22 protein-coding genes are annotated in these 22,931 nt (G+C 46.5%); 8 read left to right on the forward strand and 14 right to left on the reverse strand.

The window, feature by feature from the left end; all coding sequences use genetic code 11:
* Positions 1-79: 79 nt before the first annotated feature.
* The 3 genes from AC5WJX_RS02025 to AC5WJX_RS02035 form a co-directional block, all read right to left on the reverse strand.
* The gene (locus tag AC5WJX_RS02025; protein WP_494483144.1) at positions 80-664 is read right to left on the reverse strand and encodes a carboxymuconolactone decarboxylase family protein; all 585 of its coding nucleotides are present in this window, start codon (positions 662-664) and stop codon (positions 80-82) included.
* 71 nt (positions 665-735) lie between these two features.
* A complete protein-coding gene (locus AC5WJX_RS02030; protein WP_440428791.1) occupies positions 736-1,281 on the reverse strand; it encodes a peroxiredoxin in 546 nt (181 codons plus the stop codon).
* A gap of 139 nt (positions 1,282-1,420) precedes the next feature.
* Positions 1,421-3,778, reverse strand: coding sequence for a S9 family peptidase (locus AC5WJX_RS02035; RefSeq protein WP_494483145.1), 2,358 nt, complete (start codon positions 3,776-3,778; stop codon positions 1,421-1,423).
* Positions 3,779-3,973: 195 nt separating this feature from the next.
* On the opposite strand from AC5WJX_RS02035, the gene AC5WJX_RS02040 reads away from it, so the two are divergent.
* Positions 3,974-5,689 (forward strand): IlvD/Edd family dehydratase, encoded by a 1,716-nt coding sequence (locus AC5WJX_RS02040; RefSeq protein WP_494483146.1) that lies wholly within the window; start codon positions 3,974-3,976, stop codon positions 5,687-5,689.
* 46 nt (positions 5,690-5,735) lie between these two features.
* The gene (locus AC5WJX_RS02045) at positions 5,736-6,494 is read left to right on the forward strand and encodes an SDR family NAD(P)-dependent oxidoreductase (protein WP_494483147.1); all 759 of its coding nucleotides are present in this window, start codon (positions 5,736-5,738) and stop codon (positions 6,492-6,494) included.
* Between the two features lie 32 nt (positions 6,495-6,526).
* Here the strand turns inward: AC5WJX_RS02045 and AC5WJX_RS02050 are convergent, their stop codons facing one another.
* Positions 6,527-6,817 (reverse strand): hypothetical protein, encoded by a 291-nt coding sequence (locus AC5WJX_RS02050; protein ID WP_494483148.1) that lies wholly within the window; start codon positions 6,815-6,817, stop codon positions 6,527-6,529.
* A gap of 196 nt (positions 6,818-7,013) precedes the next feature.
* On the opposite strand from AC5WJX_RS02050, the gene AC5WJX_RS02055 reads away from it, so the two are divergent.
* Complete coding sequence (locus AC5WJX_RS02055) at positions 7,014-7,730, forward strand: peptidylprolyl isomerase (protein ID WP_494483149.1); 717 nt, start codon at positions 7,014-7,016, stop codon at positions 7,728-7,730.
* 25 nt (positions 7,731-7,755) lie between these two features.
* Positions 7,756-8,526, forward strand: a complete 771-nt coding sequence (locus AC5WJX_RS02060) for an exodeoxyribonuclease III (protein WP_494483150.1) — start codon at positions 7,756-7,758, stop codon at positions 8,524-8,526.
* A gap of 7 nt (positions 8,527-8,533) precedes the next feature.
* Here the strand turns inward: AC5WJX_RS02060 and AC5WJX_RS02065 are convergent, their stop codons facing one another.
* The 7 genes from AC5WJX_RS02065 to AC5WJX_RS02095 form a co-directional block, all read right to left on the reverse strand.
* Positions 8,534-9,109 (reverse strand): 5-formyltetrahydrofolate cyclo-ligase, encoded by a 576-nt coding sequence (locus AC5WJX_RS02065; protein WP_494483151.1) that lies wholly within the window; start codon positions 9,107-9,109, stop codon positions 8,534-8,536.
* Between the two features lie 87 nt (positions 9,110-9,196).
* Positions 9,197-9,757 (reverse strand): elongation factor P, encoded by a 561-nt coding sequence (efp, locus tag AC5WJX_RS02070; RefSeq protein ID WP_440428783.1) that lies wholly within the window; start codon positions 9,755-9,757, stop codon positions 9,197-9,199.
* 151 nt (positions 9,758-9,908) lie between these two features.
* Positions 9,909-10,529: an ABC transporter ATP-binding protein gene (locus AC5WJX_RS02075; RefSeq protein ID WP_494483152.1), complete on the reverse strand. Its 621-nt coding sequence runs from the start codon at positions 10,527-10,529 to the stop codon at positions 9,909-9,911.
* A 12-nt stretch (positions 10,530-10,541) separates the two neighbouring features.
* Positions 10,542-11,327, reverse strand: coding sequence for an acyl-ACP--UDP-N-acetylglucosamine O-acyltransferase (lpxA, locus tag AC5WJX_RS02080; protein ID WP_494483153.1), 786 nt, complete (start codon positions 11,325-11,327; stop codon positions 10,542-10,544).
* Positions 11,324-12,736, reverse strand: a complete 1,413-nt coding sequence (locus AC5WJX_RS02085) for a bifunctional UDP-3-O-[3-hydroxymyristoyl] N-acetylglucosamine deacetylase/3-hydroxyacyl-ACP dehydratase (RefSeq protein ID WP_440428780.1) — start codon at positions 12,734-12,736, stop codon at positions 11,324-11,326. Before AC5WJX_RS02085 ends, lpxA begins: the two co-directional genes overlap by 4 nt.
* Positions 12,736-13,812, reverse strand: coding sequence for a UDP-3-O-(3-hydroxymyristoyl)glucosamine N-acyltransferase (gene lpxD, locus AC5WJX_RS02090; protein ID WP_494483154.1), 1,077 nt, complete (start codon positions 13,810-13,812; stop codon positions 12,736-12,738). Before lpxD ends, AC5WJX_RS02085 begins: the two co-directional genes overlap by 1 nt.
* 111 nt (positions 13,813-13,923) lie before the next feature.
* Positions 13,924-15,147, reverse strand: a complete 1,224-nt coding sequence (locus AC5WJX_RS02095; RefSeq protein WP_494483155.1) for an HD domain-containing protein — start codon at positions 15,145-15,147, stop codon at positions 13,924-13,926.
* A 93-nt stretch (positions 15,148-15,240) separates the two neighbouring features.
* Between AC5WJX_RS02095 and porX the strand changes: the two genes are divergently transcribed.
* From porX to AC5WJX_RS02115, 4 genes are read left to right on the forward strand one after another with little or no spacing between them, the layout of a single operon-like run.
* Positions 15,241-16,794, forward strand: coding sequence for a T9SS response regulator signal transducer PorX (porX, locus tag AC5WJX_RS02100; RefSeq protein ID WP_440428777.1), 1,554 nt, complete (start codon positions 15,241-15,243; stop codon positions 16,792-16,794).
* Positions 16,795-17,211 carry a tRNA (adenosine(37)-N6)-threonylcarbamoyltransferase complex ATPase subunit type 1 TsaE gene (gene tsaE, locus AC5WJX_RS02105; protein WP_494483156.1) on the forward strand — a complete coding sequence of 139 codons (417 nt, stop codon included), beginning with the start codon at positions 16,795-16,797 and terminating at the stop codon, positions 17,209-17,211. It abuts the gene before it with no gap.
* 46 nt (positions 17,212-17,257) lie between these two features.
* A complete protein-coding gene (locus AC5WJX_RS02110; protein ID WP_440428775.1) occupies positions 17,258-18,484 on the forward strand; it encodes an alanine dehydrogenase in 1,227 nt (408 codons plus the stop codon).
* A gap of 7 nt (positions 18,485-18,491) precedes the next feature.
* The gene (locus AC5WJX_RS02115) at positions 18,492-19,166 is read left to right on the forward strand and encodes a M15 family metallopeptidase (protein WP_494483157.1); all 675 of its coding nucleotides are present in this window, start codon (positions 18,492-18,494) and stop codon (positions 19,164-19,166) included.
* Positions 19,167-19,190: 24 nt separating this feature from the next.
* On the opposite strand, the gene AC5WJX_RS02120 is transcribed toward AC5WJX_RS02115, so the two are convergent.
* Genes AC5WJX_RS02120 through AC5WJX_RS02130 form a run of 3 tightly spaced genes read right to left on the reverse strand, consistent with a single transcriptional unit; the run spans position 19,191 to position 22,926 of the window.
* Positions 19,191-20,549, reverse strand: coding sequence for an alkaline phosphatase family protein (locus tag AC5WJX_RS02120; protein WP_494483158.1), 1,359 nt, complete (start codon positions 20,547-20,549; stop codon positions 19,191-19,193).
* The gene (eboE, locus tag AC5WJX_RS02125; protein ID WP_494483159.1) at positions 20,546-21,754 is read right to left on the reverse strand and encodes a metabolite traffic protein EboE; all 1,209 of its coding nucleotides are present in this window, start codon (positions 21,752-21,754) and stop codon (positions 20,546-20,548) included. The genes AC5WJX_RS02120 and eboE overlap by 4 nt, the downstream gene beginning before the upstream one ends.
* Complete coding sequence (locus tag AC5WJX_RS02130) at positions 21,754-22,926, reverse strand: 3-dehydroquinate synthase (RefSeq protein ID WP_494483160.1); 1,173 nt, start codon at positions 22,924-22,926, stop codon at positions 21,754-21,756. Before AC5WJX_RS02130 ends, eboE begins: the two co-directional genes overlap by 1 nt.
* Between the last annotated feature and the right edge of the window lie 5 nt (positions 22,927-22,931).

Consider the following 22,931-nt stretch of genomic DNA (forward strand, 5'->3'; position numbering starts at 1 on the left):
TAGCATAAAAAAACGCTGCCCTGGTGATCAGGGCTGCGTTTTTTTATAATCAACCATTTACATGGTGCTGATCGAAGGATTAGTAGATCACTTTACCCGTTGCAGTGATGATCGATGCGATACGTACCGCATCAAAAACACGCTCTTCTGAAGAGCCTAGTGCAAGGATTGACTTCTCATGTGCATTCACACACATTTCGCAACCGTTTACGGCAGAAACTGCGATACTCATCAACTCGAAAAACTCTTTTCCGGTTACCGGGCTGCTCATCAGTTGCATACGGATACGTGCAGGGATCTGCGTGTATTTTTCTTTACCGGTGAAGTGACGGAAACGGTAGAATACGTTGTTTAAAGCCAACAAAGAGGCACAGCCAGCTGCTTCAGCAATCTCTTCTGCCGTAGCACCTTTTTCTAAAGCGTGTTTCTCCAGGAAATTGGTTAAAACCGCATTGTTGTTGTTTACCGCGATGCTTAAAGCCACTAAAGCACATTCCTTTTCTGATAAATAAGAAGATGTAAGGGTGCTGGTAAAGTTTAATTTAAGGTCACGTACATATCTTGAATTGCCTTTTTCAAGCAAGTTTAAGCTTTCATTTCTGTAATCTGCATCTAAGCCTACAATGGCTAGAACTTCCTGGATAACTTCTGTGTTTGCGCTCATATTTTTTAAATATTAGGGTATAAAAAATCCCTGCAAAAAGCATTTACAGGGATAATATTTTCGTTTTTAAATTAAACGGTTAAGGTTTCCTGACCTTTTTCCCAGTTACAAGGACAAAGTTCGTCAGTTTGTAAAGCATCAAGAACTCTCAATACTTCTTTAACGTTACGACCTACGCTTAAGTCGTTAGCACTTACCCAACGGATGATACCTTGAGGGTCAATGATAAAAGTAGCACGATAAGCAATTCCTTCAACAGGCTCAAGGATGTCTAATGCTTTAGCTAAAGACTTAGAAGTATCTGCAAGCATTGGGAATTTTAAGCCACGAAGATCATCATGGTTATTTCTCCAAGCCAAGTGAACGTTTTCTGAGTCAGTTGAAGCACCGATTAGTTTGGTATCGCGGTCACGGAATTCGCTGTAGTTAGCGTTGAATTCAGCGATTTCTGTAGGACAAACAAAAGTAAAGTCTTTTGGCCACCAGAACATGCAAGTCCACTCGTTGTTGTCATTGATGAAAGATTCTGAAGTAATGGTTTCAAATTCTTTACCTTTTTCTAGACTTACAACGGCAATTTTAGAGAATGAAGGAAATTGTTCACCTAAGTTGATCATAATTATATTGGTTTTTTTATGGCGCAAAGGTATGTCTCTGCGCCCTGATTAGCAACACCAAATGGCTTGTTGTAGATTGTTATTCTCTATAGGGTTATAGAGAATAACTATAAACATAAAAGCAAAAAATAGCGTTTAACTATTTTTCTTTTAAAGTAGTTTCGAACAGTTTGAAGATTCTTTTGTATTCATCGGTCCAACTGCTTGGCGTGGTAAATCCATGATCTTCAACCGGGTACACGGCGAGTTCCCAATTATCTTTTCCCAATTCGATGAGCTTTTGTGACAGGCGCACAATGTCCTGGAAATGCACATTGACGTCGACCATACCATGGCACATCAACAAATTACCCTTCAATCCTGCTGCAAAATTGATCGGCGAACTACGCTGATAAGCAATTTCATCGTTAAAAGGCTCATTCAAGATATTAGCCGTATAGCCCTGATTGTAGTGTGCCCAGTCGGTTACCGAACGTAAACCGGCACCGCTTTTGAAAACATCCGGTTCGTTGAAGAGCCCCATCAGGGTGATGAACCCACCGTAGGAACCACCATAGATACCTACCCGCTTTGGATCTACGCCATATTTATCGACTAAGAGCTTAACGCCATCCACCTGATCCGTGAGGTCCTTACCCCCCATATGCCTGTAAATTCCGGTACGGTGATTTCTGCCGTAACCTGCACTGCCAGTGTAATCAATGTCGATAACGGTATAGCCGTTATCTGCCAGCAAGTTGTGGAACATATATTCCCTGGAATATTGGCTCCACCAGTAATGTACGTTCTGCAAGTAACCTGCGCCATGTACAAAGACTACCGCTGGGCTGTTTTGGCCTCCATTTTTTGCAGGATATATCCTGGCATAAACATCATCGCCATGGCGGTTCTTAAAGGCAACCAGATCGGGTTTCCTCCAGGCATAGGATTTAAATTCTTCAGATCTGGACTCCGTGATCTGTACCGCCTTCGCACCTGCTTTATTCGGCTGGATGTAGAGCTCCCAGGGCTTGTCCATGTAAGAATAATTGATGGCGATCCATTTCTCATCTGGTGACATGGTGATCTGGTTACCACCCTTCATGCTGGTGATCTGGGTCGGTTTACCACCGGTTACCGGCAGACTGTAGAAATGTGTGATTGCTGGGTGTTCCATGTTACCGGTGAAATAGAAGGTCTTTTTATCCTTGGAAAGGTTCAAGGTCTGCAGCTCCCATTTGCCGCTGGTAAGCTGCTTTTTACTGCCGGTATTGACATCCGCCACATAGAGGTGCGAGTATCCGCTGGCCTCACTCTGGTAATAAATCTTGTTCTGGTCGATAAAATCGATGTTTGCAACATAGGAGCTGATTCCCGGGCCTGCGATCCATGCTTCATCCCGCTGCCGGTCTACTACGCTGAAGCTGCCTTTTGCAGGGTCAAGCTTCAGGATCCAGAGGTCCTTATTGTCCAGCGCCTTTGCCGTAAGCACCCCTGCGCTGGCGTTGCTGTTCCAGATCACCGGTGTAAAACGAACTTTCCGGTCTTCGTTCTTTTTCTTCCGCTCTTCGAGCTGTTTAGGGTAGTCTTTCAGATAATCCGGGAGGTCCTTGATGCCTTGTATATTGCTAACCGCAACCTGGTAAGCTGAATCACGTTGTTTATCGTAGATGAAGAACTCGTAACTGGAAGGGATCTCTCCTACTTTAGTTCTGCCATTGATATCTTCAGTGAATCCCGATTTGGTTACAAAATTAGGGATGATGGTATTGGTGTTCCCTTTGGCGAGGGTTACGAGTTGGTAGGTCACGAAACGGCCATCAGGGCTAAGGGTTAATCCTGTAATGGCTTTGTTTTCGAGGTAAATGGGTTTCAGCGCCTGTTTATTTGTGGCACGACCGGGCCTTCTGCCCGCTGTGCTGGTGTTTTCTTTGAGCACATCGAATATTTGCAGTTGCTGGTTTTTCAGCCAGCTCTCCTGTGGAGAAGGTACTGCCTTGTTCCCTGCGGGTTTATTGCCGGGTACGAAATTGGTTAACTGCGTTAAGGTTTGTGTGTTTGGATCCAGGCTGAAGAAATTACCGCCTTTGAGGAAGTAGATGGCACCATTGATCAGGAAGCCAGGGTTACTTTCACGATCCATGGTATTGGTTAAACGGCTCTGTTTTTTTGTTTTTACCTGTAAGAGGTAGATGTCGCCATCCTGCTCCGCTACACCGAGGCTGCCATTCTGGTTAAAAGTATAAACAGGTCCGATGGCCTTTTCGGTAGTGGAATCAGGAGAAAGCTCCGGTTTGTTTTTACCGGCTTGTACGCGGAAGAGTTGTTCTTTGGCTTTCTGCTGTGGGTTCCAGTCGAAATACAGCGTTTTACTATCATCTGCCCAGCGATAGTTAGTAGGCGCAACACCGATCCACTTCTGATCGCGCATGATCTTTTCTACGGTCAGGGTGCTGGTTTGCTGTGCATGAACAGCGGCTGCAGAAAACAGCAGCAAAGCGGTAAAGATTCTTTTCATGAAGGAATTAGGATTTATATAGCTGCTGCAAGATAAAATAATTTGCGCTAGCAGTTTCGCCACAATCTCTTTACGGTCGGGTTTTCTTTTCTTGCTTTATTAGAACTATTTTTAGCTATAACCAATGTAAACGTTTCCGTAAGGCTGAAGACGCCGCATACTTATGCGCTGAACTTTAGCAAAAATTTGAATGGTATGGACGAGCAGAAATTAAGAAGTCAGGGATGGTTTGGCCGTAAAGGCAAGGATGGATTCATCTACCGTGCCTGGATGAGAAAACAGGGCATTGCGCCGCATGAGTTTGACGGGCGGCCAATCATCGGCATCTGTAATACCTGGTCGGAGCTTACCCCTTGCAACTCGCATTTCCGCGAACTGGCGGAACATGTAAAACGCGGTGTGTACGAGGCCGGTGGCTTTCCGGTAGAATTTCCAGTACTCTCTTTAGGGGAAACACTCATGAAACCTACGGCGATGTTATTTCGCAATTTAGCCTCCATGGATGTGGAAGAGGCGATCCGCGCCAATCCCCTGGATGGCGTGGTGCTGCTTTGCGGCTGCGATAAGACCACACCTTCATTGGTGATGGGTGCCTGTAGCGTGGACCTGCCAACGATTGTGGTTTCGGGCGGGCCCATGCTTACTGGCAGGCACCGGGGCAAGTGCATCGGCACCTCAGACCTCTGGCGATTTTCAGAAGCACAACGTGCCGGGCACATGGACGATATGGAGTTGTCGCTGGCAGAAGCTGGCATGTGCCGCAGCGATGGGCATTGTGCCGTGATGGGTACGGCATCGACAATGGCCTGCATGGTAGAAGCTTTGGGCATTTCCTTGCCCGGGAACGCCGCTATTCCGGCGCCTGATACGGCACGGAAGATCATTGCACAGCGTTCCGGTGCCGAGATCGTCAGGATGGTTAAGGCAGACCGTAAATTATCGGACATCCTGAGCCCTGAAGCTTTTGAAAATGCCATTAAGGTGAACGCCGCCATCGGCGGGTCGACGAACTTTGTAATTCACCTGTTGGCTATAGCCGGCCGGATTGGCGTGGAGCTCAGCCTGGAAGATCTTGACCGCTTGTCGGCAGACATTCCCCTGATTGCGAACCTGCAGCCATCCGGCAGTTTCTTCATGGAGGATCTATACTATGCCGGGGGCTTGCCGGCCATCATCAATAAATTGCTGCCCCATCTTCATACCGGTTGCCTGACCGCAAACGGGCGAACGGTCGCCGAGAATTTCGGCAGCGCTGAGTGTTATGACCCAAACATCATTACAACGACCGACAAGCCCTTCAGCACCATGTCGGGCATTGTTGCACTTAAAGGAAATTTATGCGAACAGGGTGCAGTGATCAAGCCTTCTGCGGCCTCCGCACAGCTGATGAAACATACTGGAAAGGCGGTCGTATTTGAAAATATCGAGGACTATAATGCACGCATCGATGACCCCTTGCTGGAGGTTGACGAAACGAGTTTGCTGGTGCTGAAAAACGTTGGTCCGAAGGGTTATCCCGGAATGCCTGAGGTGGGCAATATGGGTTTGCCGGCGAAGTTGCTGGCGAAAGGCGTGACAGACATGGTACGGATTTCTGACGGGCGGATGAGTGGTACCGGCTTTGGCACCGTGGTGCTGCATGTATCTCCTGAAGCGGCGGATGGCGGCACACTGGCCATTGTACGCGACGGAGACGAGATTACTTTGGATGTAAAAGGCAGGCAACTGCATTTACATGTTTCCGATGAAGAAATCGCGGCACGCAAGAAGGCGCTGCCTCCTGTAGCACCAACAGCAGCGAGGGGTTATGTAAGGCTCTATCAGGAGCATGTACAGGGTGCACACCTGGGTGCCGATCTGGATTTCCTTCGTGGTGGATCCGGAAGTCAGGTTACCCGTGACTCTCATTGATTTTACCAAGGGCATCTCCATGATGCTTTAAAAGATAGATGCAAATATGAGTTTTGAAGATAAAGTTGCTATTGTAACCGGTGCCGGACAAGGTATTGGACTAGAGATCTGCAGAAAGCTTTGTGCTGCGGGCGCCAGGGTGATTTTGAACGACGTTGATGCTGAACTTGCCGCGCAGGCAGTCCTGGAATTGAACAATGCCGGTGGTGTTTGTATAGCGGTGCCTGGTGATTCCAGCGACCTCAGCATCATTCAGCAGATGGTTGATACCGCAGTTTGGAATTTCGGAAAACTGGACATCGCCATTGCGAATGCTGGCATTACGCTTTTTGGTGATTTTTTCAGCTATACGCAGGAAGCTTTCTCGCGGGTGATGCAGGTGAATTTAAACGGCACGTTCTTTTTGGCGCAGACTGCGGCAAAGCAAATGAAGGCACAAACCTCTAGCGGCAGGCTGCTGTTCATGTCCTCGGTAACCGGGCACCAGGCACACCGCAATCTGGCTGCCTATGGGATGAGTAAAGCAGCGCTGGAGATGCTTGCCAGGAACCTGGTGATTGAAGTTTCCCGGTTTGGCATTACCGTGAACTGCATTGCACCCGGTGCCACTGCAACTGAACGCACACTGGAAGATCCGGATTACGAAAAAACATGGGCAAGAATTACGCCGACGGGGCGTGCGGGTACGGTGCAGGATGTTGCCAGCACGGCAATGTTTCTGGTTTCTGATGACGCGTCGCAGATCACCGGGCAGACGATCCTGGTGGATGGTGGCTGGAGCGCAGTGAGCCCAGATCCATATTAGTCTTGAATATAAGTGTTGATGTTTGGGAATGCTTAGCGCAGCAATCGCGGCAACAATCCTGACAGGTATTCGGAGATGATCGGGGTCAAGATACTGGTAACACCCATATCCGCTGGAGCATTGGAAGCCGGGCCATTTTCCTTACACGAGAAGCTGGCTTCAGTGGCTTTATGGCCTGCGGGACGGTTGTTTAGACTACCGCTGGCAGTATTATTGAAAACCCCTGTATTAGAAGTGCATAGCTGCAAAACCAGCATCACGCCAACTGCGCCTAACAGGCACAGCATGCTCAATCCCTTTGCTATGGTACGCATTGTTTTCATTCTGACCAAAAATAATAAATTTCTTGAAACTACAAGAATTTTTATACATAAAGTACTACTACCGAAGACTTTCTATCCCTGCGGAAAAACGATTACCTTAGCAAAAATAATTTTGGTGAGCTTAAACGTCGGTTCCAGGCTGAAAAGCGGCTAAATAGCCGATGCGCTTGCATCACCGCAAATAATATTCTAAGCAATGAAAAACCTTTTTTTAGTAGCCCTGCTGTGCTTGAGTCTGGGCAGTTATGCGGCAAAGCCGAAGCATCAGTATGTTCGCATCAGCACCGATAAAGGAGAATGTATCATCATGCTCTACAATCAAACGCCATTACACCGCGACAACTTCCTGAAGCTTGCAAAAGAGAAGTTTTATCATGGCACCTTGTTTCACCGGGTGATCCAGAACTTCATGATCCAGGGTGGAGACCCTGATTCGAGGAATGCAGCGGGTGGTGCGGCGCTTGGCGAGGGTGATGTAGGTTACCAGGTTCCGGCGGAGTTCAGGGATAGCCTGTTCCATAAAAAGGGCGTACTTGCTGCAGCAAGGGACAACAATCCGGAGAAAGCTTCCAGTGGTTGCCAGTTCTATATCGTTCAGGGGAAAACCTACACCGACGAGCAGCTGGATGCCATCGAAACGAAAAGATTGCAGTTTAAATTGCCGGAAAGTCATCGTGCCGTTTACAAAACGCTGGGTGGCTCCCCACACCTGGACCGCAACTACACGGCCTTTGGGGAGGTGGTTCAAGGGCTGGAACTTGTTGACAGCATTGCTGTGCTGAAAACGGATGAAAGAGACCGGCCGGTAACTGACGTAAAGATGGAGGTTAGCATTTTGAAGCGTCGCCAGGCCCGCAAGTTGGAAAGGGCGCTTAAAACCAGCAATCCACTGCTGATCAATAAAGAATATTAATAACAATACCTTTAGAAAGCCTTACATGAAAATTATATCCTATAACGTAAACGGTATTCGCTCTGCGGCTACCAAGAACTTTTTTGGCTGGCTGCAGGCTACGGACGCAGACATGGTGTGTTTGCAGGAAGTAAAGGCCATGCCGGAACAAATACCTGAAATCATTGCATTGATCGAACAGCTCGGATACCACCATTACTGGTTTCCGGCGGAGAAAAAGGGCTACAGCGGTGTGGCTATTTTTAGCCGGGTTAAGCCGCTGCATGTAGAATATGGCTGCGGGGAGGAATGGATCGACCGTGAAGGACGCATTTTAAGGGCTGATTTTGGAGACTTCTCCCTGATGAGCCTGTACATGCCATCTGGATCAAGCGGCGACGAACGGCAGGTTAAAAAGTATGAATTTATGAAGTTCTTCGACGGCTACATTGATGAATTAAGGAAAGTATATCCGAATTTGATCATTTCGGGCGATTACAACATCTGCCATACGCCGATAGACATTCACAATCCAAAGTCCAACGCGAACTCTTCTGGTTTTCTGCCGGAAGAACGTGAATGGATGGATCTGTTCCTGAAACGTGGATTCATTGATACCTTCAGGCATTTCACCAAAGATCCGCATCATTACACCTGGTGGAGCTTCCGTGCGGGTTCAAGGGGCAAGAACCTGGGCTGGCGTATCGACTACCACCTGGCGACCGAACCAATGTTACCGCGTTTGAAGAAGGTCAGCATTCTACCGGATGCCATTCATTCCGATCATTGCCCGGTATTACTGGAACTAAACGTTTAAATGCAAACTAAACTTCAGGCGGGCGAAAATCATACAGCTTGCCTGGAGTTATGCATAGATCGAGTTTCAGGTCGTGTTCATTTACATCTTCAATGTCTGCTGAAACATCAAAAAACGACAAGCCAACCTTGAGTGTATCCATGCCCTGAAGAAAGCGGTCGTAAAAACCCTTTCCATAGCCTGCACGGTATCCTCTTTTATCGAAAGCCAGCAAAGGCAATAAAACCATGTCAATCTCTCCCTTGTGTTCTTCTCCATGCTGTGGCTCGAGGATGTTGAAAGCATTTTTTTGCAGGGCTTTATGATCGCCCAGTACATGATGCGTCATTAAGAAGGTACTGAAATCTGATCTTGGTACAATAATCTTGATGTCGGGCTGGTGTTCACGAAGCCATTCGATGAAAAGGAAGGTATCGGGTTCGTTCTTTTCCTGTATCGGTAAAAAGGTATGCAGCACTTTTACCCCATTGAAGTTGAGCTGGCTAAACTGGGCTAAGAGTTGTCTGGACAGCGATTGAACGCCTTCAGGATCAAGCTGCGCCCTTAACAGATTGGCTTGTTTCCGGAGTGCTGATTTTTTCATTTACAATTATATATAAAAAAAGATGGCTTCGGGAACCACTCCGAAGCCACAATCAACCTAAACCTAAAACTAAACTATGAAAAATCTTTATTTTACTCTTTCTATGTAATCGCCAGTACGTGTATCAACTTTAACTTTATCGCCCTGGTTGATAAACATTGGCACTTTAATTTCTACGCCTGTTTCAACAGTTGCATATTTCAATGCGTTTGTTGAAGTGTCGCCTTTAACTGCAGGCTCTGTATAGGTAATTTCCAACTCTACATGTGAAGGTGTTTGTGCCATGATCGGCTCGTCACTTTCAAATGCGATAATCACATTCATGCCTTCTTTCAGAAATTTAACAGAATCTCCAAAAAGGATCTTCGGGATGTTAAACTGCTCAAAAGAATTGTTGTCCATTACCACAAGGAAATCTCCATCCTCATATAGGTACTGATAATCGCTGGTTTCAACACGACAGATGGTTACCTCTTCATCTGTACGAAATCTGTATTCAACCAGTTTTCCAGTCTTAACATTTCTCATTCTGGCCTGGTAAAAAGCTCTAAGGTTTCCAGGTGTGCGGTGAAGGAACTCTTCTACCTGTACGAGGTCACCATTGAAACGAAGAATATTACCACTTTTTACTTCTGATGCTTTTGCCATTGTACTAAAAATCAACCTTATATTATCGGCCTTATTTGGTGCCGCAAAGGTAAAAGTAAATTACTTATAAAACAATAGTAAATATAAATATTTTAATTAACCAATTATTTCTCGCTTTTTCCCGAAAAACTATACACAAATATAAACTTGTTTACTTATAATCAGTAACTTCTAATAAATGATTGCAGAACAAATATTCATTTTTTTGATTGGAGCAGACAATTAGGAGGCGTTTGTCTGAAAATTGCTCGATCAATTGTTGGTACCAGGCGATGCCTTGAACGTCGAGGTTGGAGGTGGGCTCGTCCAAACACAACATTGGCGTGTCGGAGCAGCAGGCCAGAATCAGCTTGGTTCGCTGTTTCATGCCGGAAGAGAAGTATTTAAGGGGTTTATCCTGCGACTTTTTCAGCCCTAGTAAGTTCAATATTTCGGATTTTGCGATTGCCGGATGAACTTTCTTGAATTTAAAATGGAAGTCGATGGTTTCCTGCAGCGTGAATTCTTCAATGAGATCCAGGTATGGTGCAGCAAAGCTGAGGTGTTTGTAGACTTCATCTACGGGGATATTGCTGCCATCTGCAGCGGTGTAGCTGATCTCACCTTCGGAGGGCGCGAGATTGCCTAAAAGAAGGCTTAGCAGCGTTGATTTGCCAGAGCCATTGGGACCGAGTACGGCATAACGGTTGGGCGCTTCAAACAGGTAGCTTACATGTCTGTATATCCATTCCTGATTGAAGCGACGTCCCGCGTCTTTAAGTTCGATCCGCATCTAACCCTGAGGTTAATTTCCCGAACCATAACCTTTCATCACACCCCGGTTGGAGTTCCTGATGAAGTCTACAATTTCGTCCCTGATCTCTGTAGGTTTAAATTCCGTTTCGATCATGTCCAGCGCCTTGGTCACGTTGTTATGACGCACAAAGAGTATCCGGTAGATTTCCTGTATTTCATCGATCTGCTCGGAAGAGAAACCCCTTCTGCGCAACCCGACCGAATTGATCCCTGCATAGGAAAGCGGCTCACGTGCAGCTTTTACGTACGGCGGAACGTCTTTACGAACCAGTGATCCACCGGTTACAAAAGCGTGAGAACCAACTTTAACAAACTGATTGATGGCTACTAATCCGGCAAGTACCACATAATCACCAATGGTGATGTGTCCTGCAAGCGTCGTGCTATTGGAGAAGATACAGTGATTGCCGACCTGACAGTCGTGCGCAATATGGGAATAAGCCTGGATCAGACAGTTGCTGCCTACAACGGTCTTCCATTTATCTTTTGTACCACGGTTAATGGTTACACACTCCCTGATGGTAGTATTGTCGCCGATTTCTGCGGTAGTCACCTCTCCGGCAAACTTCAAATCCTGCGGGATACCCGATATCACCGAGCCGGGAAAGATCCGGCAGTTTTTACCAATACGCGCACCATCCATGATGACCACATTCGAACCTACCCAGGTTCCTTCACCAATCTCGACGTCTTTATGTATAACGGCGAAAGGCTCGATCACCACGGTATCAGCTATTTTAGCCTGTGGATGTATATATGCTAGCGGTTGTATCATGTTGTTGGCTGTGTTTCTTTTACTTTACTGATCTGTGCCATCATCTCTGCTTCTACCACAACTTTCTCACCGACCATGCCGACACCTTTCATTTGAGCGATGCCACGTCTGATTGGCTCCATCAGATCACAACGGAACACGATGGTGTCGCCAGGCAACACCTGGGCACGGAATCTCACGTTGTCAATTTTCAGGAAGTAAGTCAGGTAATTTCTTGGGTCAGGTACGGTGCTGAGCACCAAAATGCCTCCGGTTTGTGCCATGGCCTCGATTTGAATTACACCAGGCATTACTGGTGCACCCGGGAAATGACCTTTGAAGAATTCCTCATTCATGGTCACGTTTTTCACGCCCACCACGTGTGTTTTGGAAAGCTCCAGAATCTTATCAATAAACAGGAAAGGCTGTCTGTGCGGAAGAATGTCCATGATCTGAACCACATCATAAAGTGGTTTAGCACCTGGATCGTAGGTATGTTGTACTTTTTTGTTCTTTTCTTTTTTAATTGCTGCTTTAATTTTCTTTGCGAAAGCAACGTTTGCCGCATGGCCAGGTCTTGCAGCCATAATATGGCCCTTCAAATGTACCCCAACCAATGCCAGGTCACCGATCATGTCCAGCAGTTTATGTCTTGCAGGTTCGTTCTGGTAACGCAGTTCCATATTGTTCAGGATGCCTTGTGGCGCAACTTTGATCTCATTGCGGTTGAACAGCTTGGCCAGGTGATCAAGCTCCTCAGCAGTAACCTCTTTATCAACGATCACGATCGCATTGTTCAGGTCACCACCTTTGATCAGGTTGTGATTTAACTGGTACTCCAGTTCGTGCAGGAAGCAGAAGGTACGGCAGGATGCGATATCTTTCTTGAATTCAGCGATGCTGGAAATACCGGCATGCTGGCTACCCAGTACTGGTGAATTATAATCAATCATACAGGTAAAGCGGTAGTCATCCAAAGGCATGGCTACGATCTCTACTTTACGATCAGGCTCTGTATAGGTGATGTTATGTGGAATCTGGAAGTATTCACGGTCTTTATCTTGTAAAAGCGTTCCAACACTTTCCAGCGCCTCCACGAACTGGATTGCACTACCATCCATGATCGGAACTTCAGGGCCATCAACTTTCATTAAAACGTTGTCCAGGTCCATACCAACAAGCGATGCCATTACATGTTCCACTGTGCTGATGCTTGCACCATTTTGAGTTAAGGTTGTACCGCGTGCAGTGTCCGTCACGTAATCACAATCTGCCTCAATAATTGGCTGTTCAGGCAAATCAATACGTTGAAATTTAAACCCATGATTTTCTGGTGCAGGACTAAAAGTTAAAGTCACATTCGCTCCGGTGTGTAAACCGACCCCAGTTACGGAGATTTCACTTTTAATGGTCTTCTGTTTTACGTTCATTATGAAGTCTGTGTAGTGTTACTTTGATCTAATAAAGCTGTTAGTTCGGCAATCTTAGCCTCTAATTTTGAGATGCGCTTTTCGACACTTGGTAATTGTTTAAATATCACAGAGGCCCTCATCCAGTCACGCAGTGGCTGCGCCGGACTACCATGCCATTGTTTGTTTTCTTCTACGGTGTTAAAGTTAATGCCCGCTTGTGCACCGATCTGGGTTCCTTTTGCCAGACTCAGGTGACCGGCAATGCCGACCTGGCCTCCGATTACAGAGTTTCCACCAAGCTTAGTGCTTCCGGAAATACCAGACTGTGCGGCGACAACCGTATGTGCCCCAACATCAACGTTATGTGCAATCTGGATCAGGTTGTCCAGTTTCACCCCTTTACGGATAAAGGTAGAACCCATGGTCGCACGGTCGATCGTGGTATTGGCACCGATCTCCACATCATCTTCGACCACCACATTTCCAATCTGCGGGATCTTCGAATAGGTGCCATCCGCCTGTGGCGCAAAGCCAAAGCCATCACTGCCGATCACGGTATTGGAATGAATGATCACGCGGTTACCAATTGCGGAGCGATTATAAATTTTTACGCCTGGCTGGATCAGACATTTCTCGCCGATTACAGCCTCAGCGCCAACAAATACCTGTGCATTAATCTTGGTGTTATCGCCAATGACAACATGTTCGGAAATGTACGAGAAAGCGCCAATGAAAACGTTCTTACCAATCTTGGCACTTGGGTGCACAAAACTCGGCTGCTCAATACCAGACTTCTCGTCGGGCATATTTAACATTTCATTATATTTTTCCAGTAAGATGGAAAAAGCACTATATGGGTCGGGAACCTTTATTAAGGTTGCTTGAACAGGCTGAGCAGGTGTAAAGTCGGCCCCTACAATTACAATGGAAGCCTTTGAGCCGTACAGATAGTTCTCATACTTTGGATTTGATAAAAAACACAGCGAACCGGCCTTACCATCCTCAATCTTCGAAAGTTCTCCTACAAGAACATTTTCATCCCCCTCTACGGTTCCATTTAAAAGTTCGCTTATCTGCCGGGCAGTAAATTGCATTTTACAAAGTTAGATGTTAAATTGATATGAACAAATTACCCCTTCTGGTATTTGTTAGCCTTCCAATAGGCTAAAGACGGAATAAAATGGTTACTTATTTGTTAAAATTTCTTAAATCGTTCTTGGATAACACAAAATATGCTTTGTTACAGTTCTATCCAATGATTCCAAGTTCGATAGATCCGATGCTTTAGCTATATCAATTATCGTACTGTTTTTTAACAGAATATTGATGTTTCCTGTTCCGGCATTGTAGGCGCGGTTCATAATTGCGGCGGTAAACACGAAATAGCTGCTTTCTGCTTTACTGATGTGGTAAACTGCAGCAGTGGTGTCTTTTAGCATATTCATACGCTCGGCACCAGGTTCATCATTGCTGATCTCAATCTTATAAAGGTTCCTTGCGGTAAGCATTTTGCAGAGCTCCGACAGGATGTGATCCGGGTGCGATACCCATACCTTTATCGAGGTAAAGATATCCTGATCATCCAGGGTTGTAAACTGCGCCAAATGTAAGGGTTCGGAAAAGAAAGCCGCTTCTGAGATGTTATTGGTCAGGAAGTGCTTCAATGCAGGTGAGGCAAAAAGGTCTACGCCGCCAGCCGCGAGTTCACGGGCACGCTCCAGGATCTTCACCAACAGCTGTTCAGCAGCAATCACCGTTTTATGCAAGTACACCTGCCAGTACATTAAGCGTCTTGAAATCAGGAAATTCTCAATGGAGTATATCCCTTTCTCTTCGATCACCAGCTCACCATTACTTACATTGAACATCTTGATGATCCGGTCGAAGCTGATCACGCCTTCAGAAACACCCGTGAAAAAGCTGTCGCGGTTCAGGTAATCCATACGGTCCAGATCAAGCTGTCCGGAGATCAGCTGATGTAGGAACCTCTTGTGGTAATTGCCGGTGAAGATCCGGATGGCCAGGCTCAGCTTTCCATCGAAGGCCTCATTCAGCCGCTGCATGATCAGCATGGAGATGTCTTCATGTTTAATCCCATTGACCAGCGAATGTTCCAGCGCATGGGAAAAAGGCCCATGGCCAATGTCATGCAATAGAATGGCAATGGTAGCAGCCTCTTCTTCATCCGCGGTTACCTCATGACCTTTGTCGCGCAGCACTTTGATGGCCAGGCTCATCAGGTGCATCGCACCCAGGGCGTGATGAAAGCGCGTATGTAGTGCGCCCGGATACACCAGGTGGGTCATGCCCAACTGCTTGATGTATCTCAAACGCTGGAAATACGGGTGCGAGATCAGGTCAAAGAGTAAGGCAGAGGGTATATTTATAAATCCGTAAACCGGATCATTTATGATTTTCTTCTTGTTCAATATGGGTCGAATCGTTTATCCGGTACAAAAATTGCTAATTTTATCCATAGTTTGGAAAGAGCAGGTTCTTTTTGAATACTAATTAGATAAATAATGCAGGAAACTAAGATTCTATGGGCCGATGATGAGATTGACTTATTAAAACCACATATCTTACTGCTAAACGAAAAGGGTTATGATGTAACCACTTTTACCAATGGTAATGATGCCCTGGAAGCGTTTGGCAAAGAACATTTTGATCTCGTATTTCTTGACGAAAACATGCCAGGTCTGAGCGGAATTGAAACGCTTTCCGCGATAAAAAATATAAAGAGTGACGTGCCGGTGGTGCTGATCACCAAAAGTGAAGAAGAAAACCTGATGGAAGATGCGATCGGTTCAAAGATCGATGACTATCTGATCAAGCCTGTAAATCCGAAACAGGTACTATTAACCATAAAAAAGATTATCGACAACAAGCGCCTGGTGAGCGAGAAGACCTCTATGGCCTACCAGCAGGATTTCAGGCGTTTGGGTATGACCCTAAACGATAAGCTGAGCTATGAAGAATGGGTCGACGTATATAAAAAGCTGGTATTTTGGGAATTGGAGCTCGAGAAGCTGGATGATCCGCAGATGCATGAAATTCTTACCATGCAGAAGTCTGAGGCCAACATGCAGTTCTCCAAGTTCATTGAAGACAATTACCTGGGCTGGGTAAATGGCAAAGAGAAAGCGCCATTGCTATCGAATGAACTCCTTAAAAAGAAGGTATTTCCTTTAATCAATCCCAATGTTCCGGTTTTCTTTATTCTGATCGACAACCTTCGTTATGATCAATGGAAAATCATCAATCCGCTGATCACGGAATACTTCCGTATGGAAGAGGAAGATACTTATTCCAGTATCCTTCCAACAGCCACCCAATATGCGAGAAACGCCATCTTCTCGGGCCTGATGCCTTTGGAAATGGAAAAACGTTTCCCTTCAATGTGGCAGAATGACGATGATGACGGTGGTAAAAACCTGCATGAAGCGGCCTTTCTGGAAGATCAGATCAAGAGAAGTCTCCGTAAGGATTGCAAATTCAGCTATAACAAGATCCTGACCTATGATGATGGAAAAGCATTAACGGAACAGGTGAACAACCTGATGCAAAACGAATTTAATGCTATCGTTTACAACTTTGTCGACATGCTTTCGCATGCGCGTACCGATATGCAGATGATCCGCGAGCTTGCAAATGATGATGCAGCTTACCGCTCCTTAACAATGTCCTGGTTTGAGCACTCGCCATTATTGGATCTGTTGAAAAAGATCTCACAGAAGCCGGTGAAGCTGGTGATCACAACCGATCACGGCACCATCCGGGTAAAACATCCAAGTAAGGTAATTGGTGATCGCAATACGAACACGAACCTGCGTTATAAGCAGGGACGGAATTTGAACTATAACGCTAAAGAGGTGTTTCTGATCAAAAATCCGCATGAAGCGCAGCTGCCAAAGATCAATATCAGCTCAAATTATATTTTTGCGAAAGAAGACCGCTACTTCGTTTACCAGAACAATTACAATCAGTTTGTGAATTATTACAACGAGACCTTTCAGCATGGAGGTATCTCACTTGAAGAAATGGTTATTCCGGTAGCGACATACAGTTCACGATAAATGAATATTCAGATAAATAGTCAGGAAGATCTTAAATCTGCTGCCAGGCAATTACTCGAGTTTGCAGCAGCGGAGAAGATCTTTCTGTTTGAAGGCGATATGGGCGCCGGGAAAACCACTTTCATTAAAGTGATTTGTGAAGCCCTGGGTGTTGATGATCTGGTCTCCAGTCCAACATTCTCCATTGTCAATGAATATCTGGCCAAAAATGGCAAGATCTATCATTTTGATTTCTACAGGATCAAGGATTTACAAGAAGCCTACGACATCGGCTACGAGGAATACTTCTATTCGGGCGACCGCTGCCTGATTGAATGGCCGGAACGCATTGCATTGTTGATCCCCGAGCATCATGTGAAAGTTGACATCCAGGTCACCGGTCCGGAACAGCGACTAATCAGCATTTCGAAAATTTAATGCCTTATTGCTTATCTTTAGTATTCTAAGAACTTAATAAATAAAAATGGCTACTTGTTTAAGAGAAGAAATGGCCTCTATTGCCCAGCAAGGATTAATACAGCCAAAGGAGACCTTGTCAGAGATAAAAGAGAAGAACAATAGTCTTTACATCGGCATCCCTAAGGAGATCTCTTTTCAGGAGAACAGGATTGCCCTAACCCCGCTTTCCGTGGCCTTGCTGGTGAACCATGGGCACAAGGTGGTGCTGGAAAGTGGTGCCGGTGTTGGTGCGAACTTCTCCGACCATGACTATGCGGAGCAGGGTGCCATTATTACGTTTAACAAAAAAGAAGTTTTCGATGCCGATATCCTGGTAAAGATTGCCCCGCCCACCTTCGAAGAAATCGCGATGATGCATAAAGGGCAGACGCTGATTTCTGCACTTCAGATGGGCTCCATTAAACTGGATTACCTGAAAGCCCTTTTAGATAAAAAGATAAATGCTTTAAGCTTTGAGCACTTACGCGATGAAGGCAACAGCCTGAGCGTGGTACGGGCCATGAGCGAAATTGTGGGAGCAACATCCATTTTCATCGCTGCAGAGTACCTGAGCAACGTTACGGGAGGCAAAGGTTTGATGCTTGGCGGCTTTACCGGTGTGCCTCCAACAGAGATCGTTATTCTGGGTGCAGGAACCGTGGGTGAATATGCAGCTCGAACTGCCCTGTCTCTGGGTGCCGAAGTAAAGGTATTCGACAGCTCCATTTACCGGCTTCGCCGCTTGCAGAACAACCTGCACGACCGGGTATATACATCCGTTATGCAGCCTATTGTGCTGAATAAAGCCATTACCACCTGCGACGTAGTTATAGGTGCCATCCGTGCAACGAATGGACGCAGCCCCTGCATTGTTACCGAAGAGACCGTAAGCAAGATGAAGCCGGATTCCGTGGTTATCGACGTAAGTATTGACCAGGGCGGCTGTTTTGAGACCTCCGAAGTAACCAATCATAAAGACCCGGTTTTCCGGAAGTACGATGTAATTCATTACTGTGTACCAAACATTGCTTCTAGGGTGCCTCGTACGGCATCTTATGCGCTGACGAATATCTTCACCCCAATTCTGGTGGATATTGGTGAGATGGGTGGCATGGTGAACCTGGCCTGGAGCAAGCCGGGTATCCGGCAGGCGCTGTATATCTATCAAGGGCATCTGACGAATAAAGACCTTGCAAACAAGTTTAACCTGCCATACAAGGACATAGAGTTGCTTGTGGTTTCTAATCGTTGATAGGATCATGAGGTACATCCTTGCTTTGCTGCTTTTCTTTCAGGTATCGGTGCTTTGGGCACAAAAGAACCCCTATGGCCTGAACATCATCAACAGTCCGCAGGCGTACCGTGCATCCATTAAGGCACATCCGGAAAAAGCATTGGTAGACATCAAAAAGGCAGTTCCAGGCGTGGTGCTGGACATCCGCTATGCCACAAAAAACAACTTCATGAAGCAGGTGATGTATCCATCAGCCCGAGCTTTCGCGAGAAAGCCTGTGGTGGAACAGTTGAAGAAAATACAGGCCGAACTGAAGAAGAAAGGTTATGGACTGAAGATATTTGACGCCTACCGCCCGTACACGATCACGGTAGCCTTTTACCAGAAAGCATCCGACAAGAACTTTGTAGCCCATCCAAAAAGTGGTTCCAAGCATAACCGTGGTTGCGCAGTAGATCTATCGATCATTGATCTGAAAACGGGCAAGGATGTGCCCATGCCGACGCCTTACGACAGTTTCAGCAAGGCCGCTGCCGCAGATTACCAGGACTTACCGACCGCAATAAAGAAAAACCGGGATTTCCTGATCGGGGTAATGGAGAAACATGGCTTCCGCGTGATGTACAACGAATGGTGGCATTACGACTTCCGCGGCTGGGAGAAATATGAGCTGATGGATATTCCCTTTGAAAAGCTTTAATCCCGCCAGCAGACGATTCATTTCCTATTCATCCCGCATAAGTTCCCGCCAGATCACATCATGGATCTCCGTCGCCTCCAACTGCGCAATAGGTTGTGCTTTATCGGTAATCAGCACCGGATAGAATGCTTCGGAAACATTAATGCTACCATGAGAACCTTTGATCAGCCTGGCATCCAGTGGCACCACATCCATTACATACCGGAAGCCCGCCTTTTTTTGCAGTAACTTGTAGGCTGCACGACCTTTAGAGCTCATAAACATCTCCACAGGATCATATCCAGGTTTCTTGTGGATGTCTACGCAACGCGCATAATCCGGGGCTTTTGCATCGTCCAGCCAGAAGTAATAGGTAAACCAGCTGTCTGCTTCGGCTACCAATACCAGGTCTCCTGCCCTTTCGTGTGCAATGCCATAAGCCTTTTTACCAGCTTCATCAAGCATCAAGGAAATACCGCGACTGCTGGAAAGGATTTCTTTTACCTGCTGCGTTACTGTGGGGTCGTTGATATAAACATGCGCCACCTGGTGATCTGCTACGACAAAGGCCTTAGAAGCACCGGCATCAAGCAGTTCGAGCCCTCGCTCCACACGTACCTGCAGAAGGCCATGTTCGCGCAGCACACGATTCAAGTGAATGGGCCTGTGAACCGGCACAATGCCATATTCGGAAAGGATGATCACGCTGGCACCTTTACGCTCATAATGGTTCACCAGATCTTTGAGCAAATTGTCTATTTCCTGTAGATCCTTGCTGATCCTGGAAAAATCCTGCCCAAATTTCTGCAGGCAATAATCCAGATGTGGCAAATAGATCAGGGTTAATGTAGGGTCATAACGCTCGTCAGTAAGCATGGACGCCTTGGCAATCCAATCGCTGGATTTAATGTCCGCCCCAGGGCCCCAGTAATGAAACAAAGGAAACTGACCCAGCTCCTGCTGCAGGATGTCACGCAGTTCTGCTGGTGCGGAATAGCAATCCGGTATTTTTCTACCATCAGCAAGGTAGTTGGGCCTTGGAGTCACCGAATAATCTGCATTGGAGTACATGTTATACCACCAGAACATGTTCGCACAAGTGAAGTTGGGATCTATGGCTTTCGCTTTATCCCATATTTTTGGTTGCTGTACCAGCTTGTTGGACTGTTTCCAGAACTTCACTTCTGCATCCGTACGGTCGTACCAGCCATTGCCCACAATTCCATGTTCCGTGGCATTCTTCCCGGTGAGATAGGTCGACTGCACTGCTGTAGTAACTGCAGGCAGCATAGGCTTAATGTGGCTGATATGATGTGTTTTCAGGTATCGTTGGAGAAACGGTGTGTGTTCCCCAATTAAGTTTGAGGACAGTCCAACAACATCAATAACTACGGTTTTCTTCATTTTATCGCATGATTGATCACCCAGTCCAGTTCATTGCTGATGGATTGGGCGATGGGTATTTTCATTCCTTCAGGCAGCACCTCCCAGGTATAGGTTTCGACTTCCAGGTGATTGGTAAAGGGTGCTTGTTTCTGAAGCTCTAGTACTTGGACAATATCGTCCCTGGTGGAATAAAGCTGCCCGATCCGGTCGGTAGAAACCGGCACGTGAAAATGGGCCCGCCATTCTGCTGCTGCTTTTGGATGAAAAGCAGCTAAGGCTTCATCCAGGTCCGGATAGCGCGTTAACTTGCCAGCAGCATCTTTTGCTACAACCTGATGAAGATAGGTGGGCTCATTAAACTTCTTAAAATCCTCCAGAATTGCCTGGTTATGGGCTTCATCGCTAAACTTGCCTTTTAAGGCGGCACTGATCTGTATTTTGCCAACCTTTAAACCTTTCGTTTTTAGCTGTTCGAGTACCGCAGCATGATTTTCATAGCCGATGGAGAAATGACAAACGTCATAACAGAGGCAAAGGTGCTGTTTAATCAGGCTTTCCGCTTCCTGATCATTCAGGCTGAAGGTTCCCGCAATTAGCGGTATACCAATTCGCAGGAGTTGGGTTTCGTACCAACTGATGTATTCCGGTCCGGATTCAATCACACCATCGGGTTCAGGTTCGAGATCCAGGTGAATTAATTTACCAGTTTCCCGGTAGATGGAAATCAATTCTTTTACAACCTCAAGGATATTCATAGTTGCCATTTCAACCGCAGCATTTAGTGCATCGGCCGTGTGGAACCAATGACGGTAGCTTAAGGGCGACGTTGAAATGCCGCCATCCATAGCTTCCGGCAACAAGCCAGCTAGGAGCTGTGCCAGACGAATCGTATAATCTTTTCGTGCCGCTGTGGTCCAGTCCGGGCTATGAACATCCGCCTTAACCACGGTATGATGGAATTCTCCATAAGGAAAGCCATTCATGGTAAAGACATATGCCTGATTTTCCTTTAACCAGCTGTTAAATTCTTCCTGCACTGCTGGATCTGCTAGCGTAATACTGGCTGTGTTCGACAGCCGCAAGCCGATACCCATTGGTTCGGTTGGCGAGATGGCGGCCTTTATTTCCGGAAAGTGGGTTTTTAGATTCTCGAAATCTGCGTTCCAGTCTTTTCCCGCATGGATGTTTGTACAATAGCCTAGATGCCCTGATTTGGTCTTCATCAATGGAGGGTATTCGTTTTGAACTGGAACATTTTGAATTGCAGGATATACTGGCTGGACTGTAAAAGCGTATGCAGATCCATCTCATTAACCTCGAATCCCACACCAATGTCGCGGAGCAGGGTAATGCATAACTTACCGCCGAGATGCTCGCGAAATTCGGCTAAGCCATCTAGAATTGGCGCCTTGAGGTCGGTGATCCGCATTAGTGGATGGGTAATGTCGAAGAATATGGCCAGTAAATTTAGGATGCGTTGCAGTTTCTCTTCCGTCAGTACCCCGGCATGAAGCGAGTATGTGCTGTCGAGCGCCATTCCCATAGCCACAGCTTCCCCATGTGTAATGCTGAAGTTGCTCAGCTGTTCCAGCTTGTGCGCAGACCAGTGACCGAAATCCAGCGGTCTGGAAGAGCCCATTTCAAAGGGGTCTGCTCCGGCAATATGCTCCATATGAAGTTGCGCACAGCGCTTGATGAGGTAAGCAATGCTATCCATATCGCGGTTCAACAACAGATGGGCATGTTCCTCCATCCAGGAAAAAAATGCAGCATCCTTAATCAAGGCTACCTTTATAGCCTCTGCGATACCAGAACGGAAATCGCGATTATTCAGGCTCAGCAAGAACCGCTTATCATTGAATACCGCTGCCGGTGGTGCGAAGCTGCCTATAAAGTTTTTCTTCCCTTTATAGTTGATGCCATTTTTTACGCCGATACCGGAGTCGTTCTGCGAAAGCACCGTGCTGGGTATGCGGATGTGCCGGATACCACGATGTGCCACCGCAGCTGCATAACCAACCAGGTCAAGCACTGCGCCACCGCCAACGGCCGCAATATAGCTGTGCCGGTCGATCCCTTCGGTATTCACCGCGTCAATAATTCGCTCAAAGGCTTCCGGGTCGTTCTTTGCGGCCTCAGCACCAGGAACGATCAACAGTTCCCCGGCGAGCTGCACATCGGTATGTACCTGAAAGTATGCTGTGATTGCCGTTTTCAAGGATGGATTCGCTTCCAGCAGACCTGCGTCCAACACAAACAGAACCTTCTTTTCTACCGTTGAAGGTTGAGCCCTGAAAAAGTTTGCTAACGTGAGATTGTCGGTGTCGAACAGGCCCTCTGTAAAAAAGACCTTGTATTCGTACCGGATATGAAAGGATTGCTCTAAAAAATTCATGATGA

Source organism: Pedobacter sp. NEAU-ZC8 (genome assembly GCF_059278965.1).

Coding starts and splice junctions, on each gene's coding strand:
- tsaE (WP_494483156.1), top strand. CDS start 16,795: ATGAATATTCAGATAAATAGTCAGGAAGATCTTAAATCTGCTGCCAGG.
- AC5WJX_RS02110 (WP_440428775.1), top strand. CDS start 17,258: ATGGCTACTTGTTTAAGAGAAGAAATGGCCTCTATTGCCCAGCAAGGA.
- AC5WJX_RS02065 (WP_494483151.1), bottom strand. CDS start 9,109: ATGAAAAAATCAGCACTCCGGAAACAAGCCAATCTGTTAAGGGCGCAG.
- AC5WJX_RS02115 (WP_494483157.1), top strand. CDS start 18,492: ATGAGGTACATCCTTGCTTTGCTGCTTTTCTTTCAGGTATCGGTGCTT.
- porX (WP_440428777.1), top strand. CDS start 15,241: ATGCAGGAAACTAAGATTCTATGGGCCGATGATGAGATTGACTTATTA.
- efp (WP_440428783.1), bottom strand. CDS start 9,757: ATGGCAAAAGCATCAGAAGTAAAAAGTGGTAATATTCTTCGTTTCAAT.
- AC5WJX_RS02035 (WP_494483145.1), bottom strand. CDS start 3,778: ATGAAAAGAATCTTTACCGCTTTGCTGCTGTTTTCTGCAGCCGCTGTT.
- AC5WJX_RS02030 (WP_440428791.1), bottom strand. CDS start 1,281: ATGATCAACTTAGGTGAACAATTTCCTTCATTCTCTAAAATTGCCGTT.
- AC5WJX_RS02025 (WP_494483144.1), bottom strand. CDS start 664: ATGAGCGCAAACACAGAAGTTATCCAGGAAGTTCTAGCCATTGTAGGC.
- AC5WJX_RS02075 (WP_494483152.1), bottom strand. CDS start 10,529: ATGCGGATCGAACTTAAAGACGCGGGACGTCGCTTCAATCAGGAATGG.
- eboE (WP_494483159.1), bottom strand. CDS start 21,754: ATGAAGACCAAATCAGGGCATCTAGGCTATTGTACAAACATCCATGCG.
- AC5WJX_RS02050 (WP_494483148.1), bottom strand. CDS start 6,817: ATGAAAACAATGCGTACCATAGCAAAGGGATTGAGCATGCTGTGCCTG.
- AC5WJX_RS02045 (WP_494483147.1), top strand. CDS start 5,736: ATGAGTTTTGAAGATAAAGTTGCTATTGTAACCGGTGCCGGACAAGGT.
- AC5WJX_RS02040 (WP_494483146.1), top strand. CDS start 3,974: ATGGACGAGCAGAAATTAAGAAGTCAGGGATGGTTTGGCCGTAAAGGC.
- AC5WJX_RS02120 (WP_494483158.1), bottom strand. CDS start 20,549: ATGAAGAAAACCGTAGTTATTGATGTTGTTGGACTGTCCTCAAACTTA.
- AC5WJX_RS02060 (WP_494483150.1), top strand. CDS start 7,756: ATGAAAATTATATCCTATAACGTAAACGGTATTCGCTCTGCGGCTACC.
- AC5WJX_RS02055 (WP_494483149.1), top strand. CDS start 7,014: ATGAAAAACCTTTTTTTAGTAGCCCTGCTGTGCTTGAGTCTGGGCAGT.
- AC5WJX_RS02085 (WP_440428780.1), bottom strand. CDS start 12,736: ATGAACGTAAAACAGAAGACCATTAAAAGTGAAATCTCCGTAACTGGG.
- AC5WJX_RS02130 (WP_494483160.1), bottom strand. CDS start 22,926: ATGAATTTTTTAGAGCAATCCTTTCATATCCGGTACGAATACAAGGTC.
- lpxA (WP_494483153.1), bottom strand. CDS start 11,327: ATGATACAACCGCTAGCATATATACATCCACAGGCTAAAATAGCTGAT.
- lpxD (WP_494483154.1), bottom strand. CDS start 13,812: ATGCAATTTACTGCCCGGCAGATAAGCGAACTTTTAAATGGAACCGTA.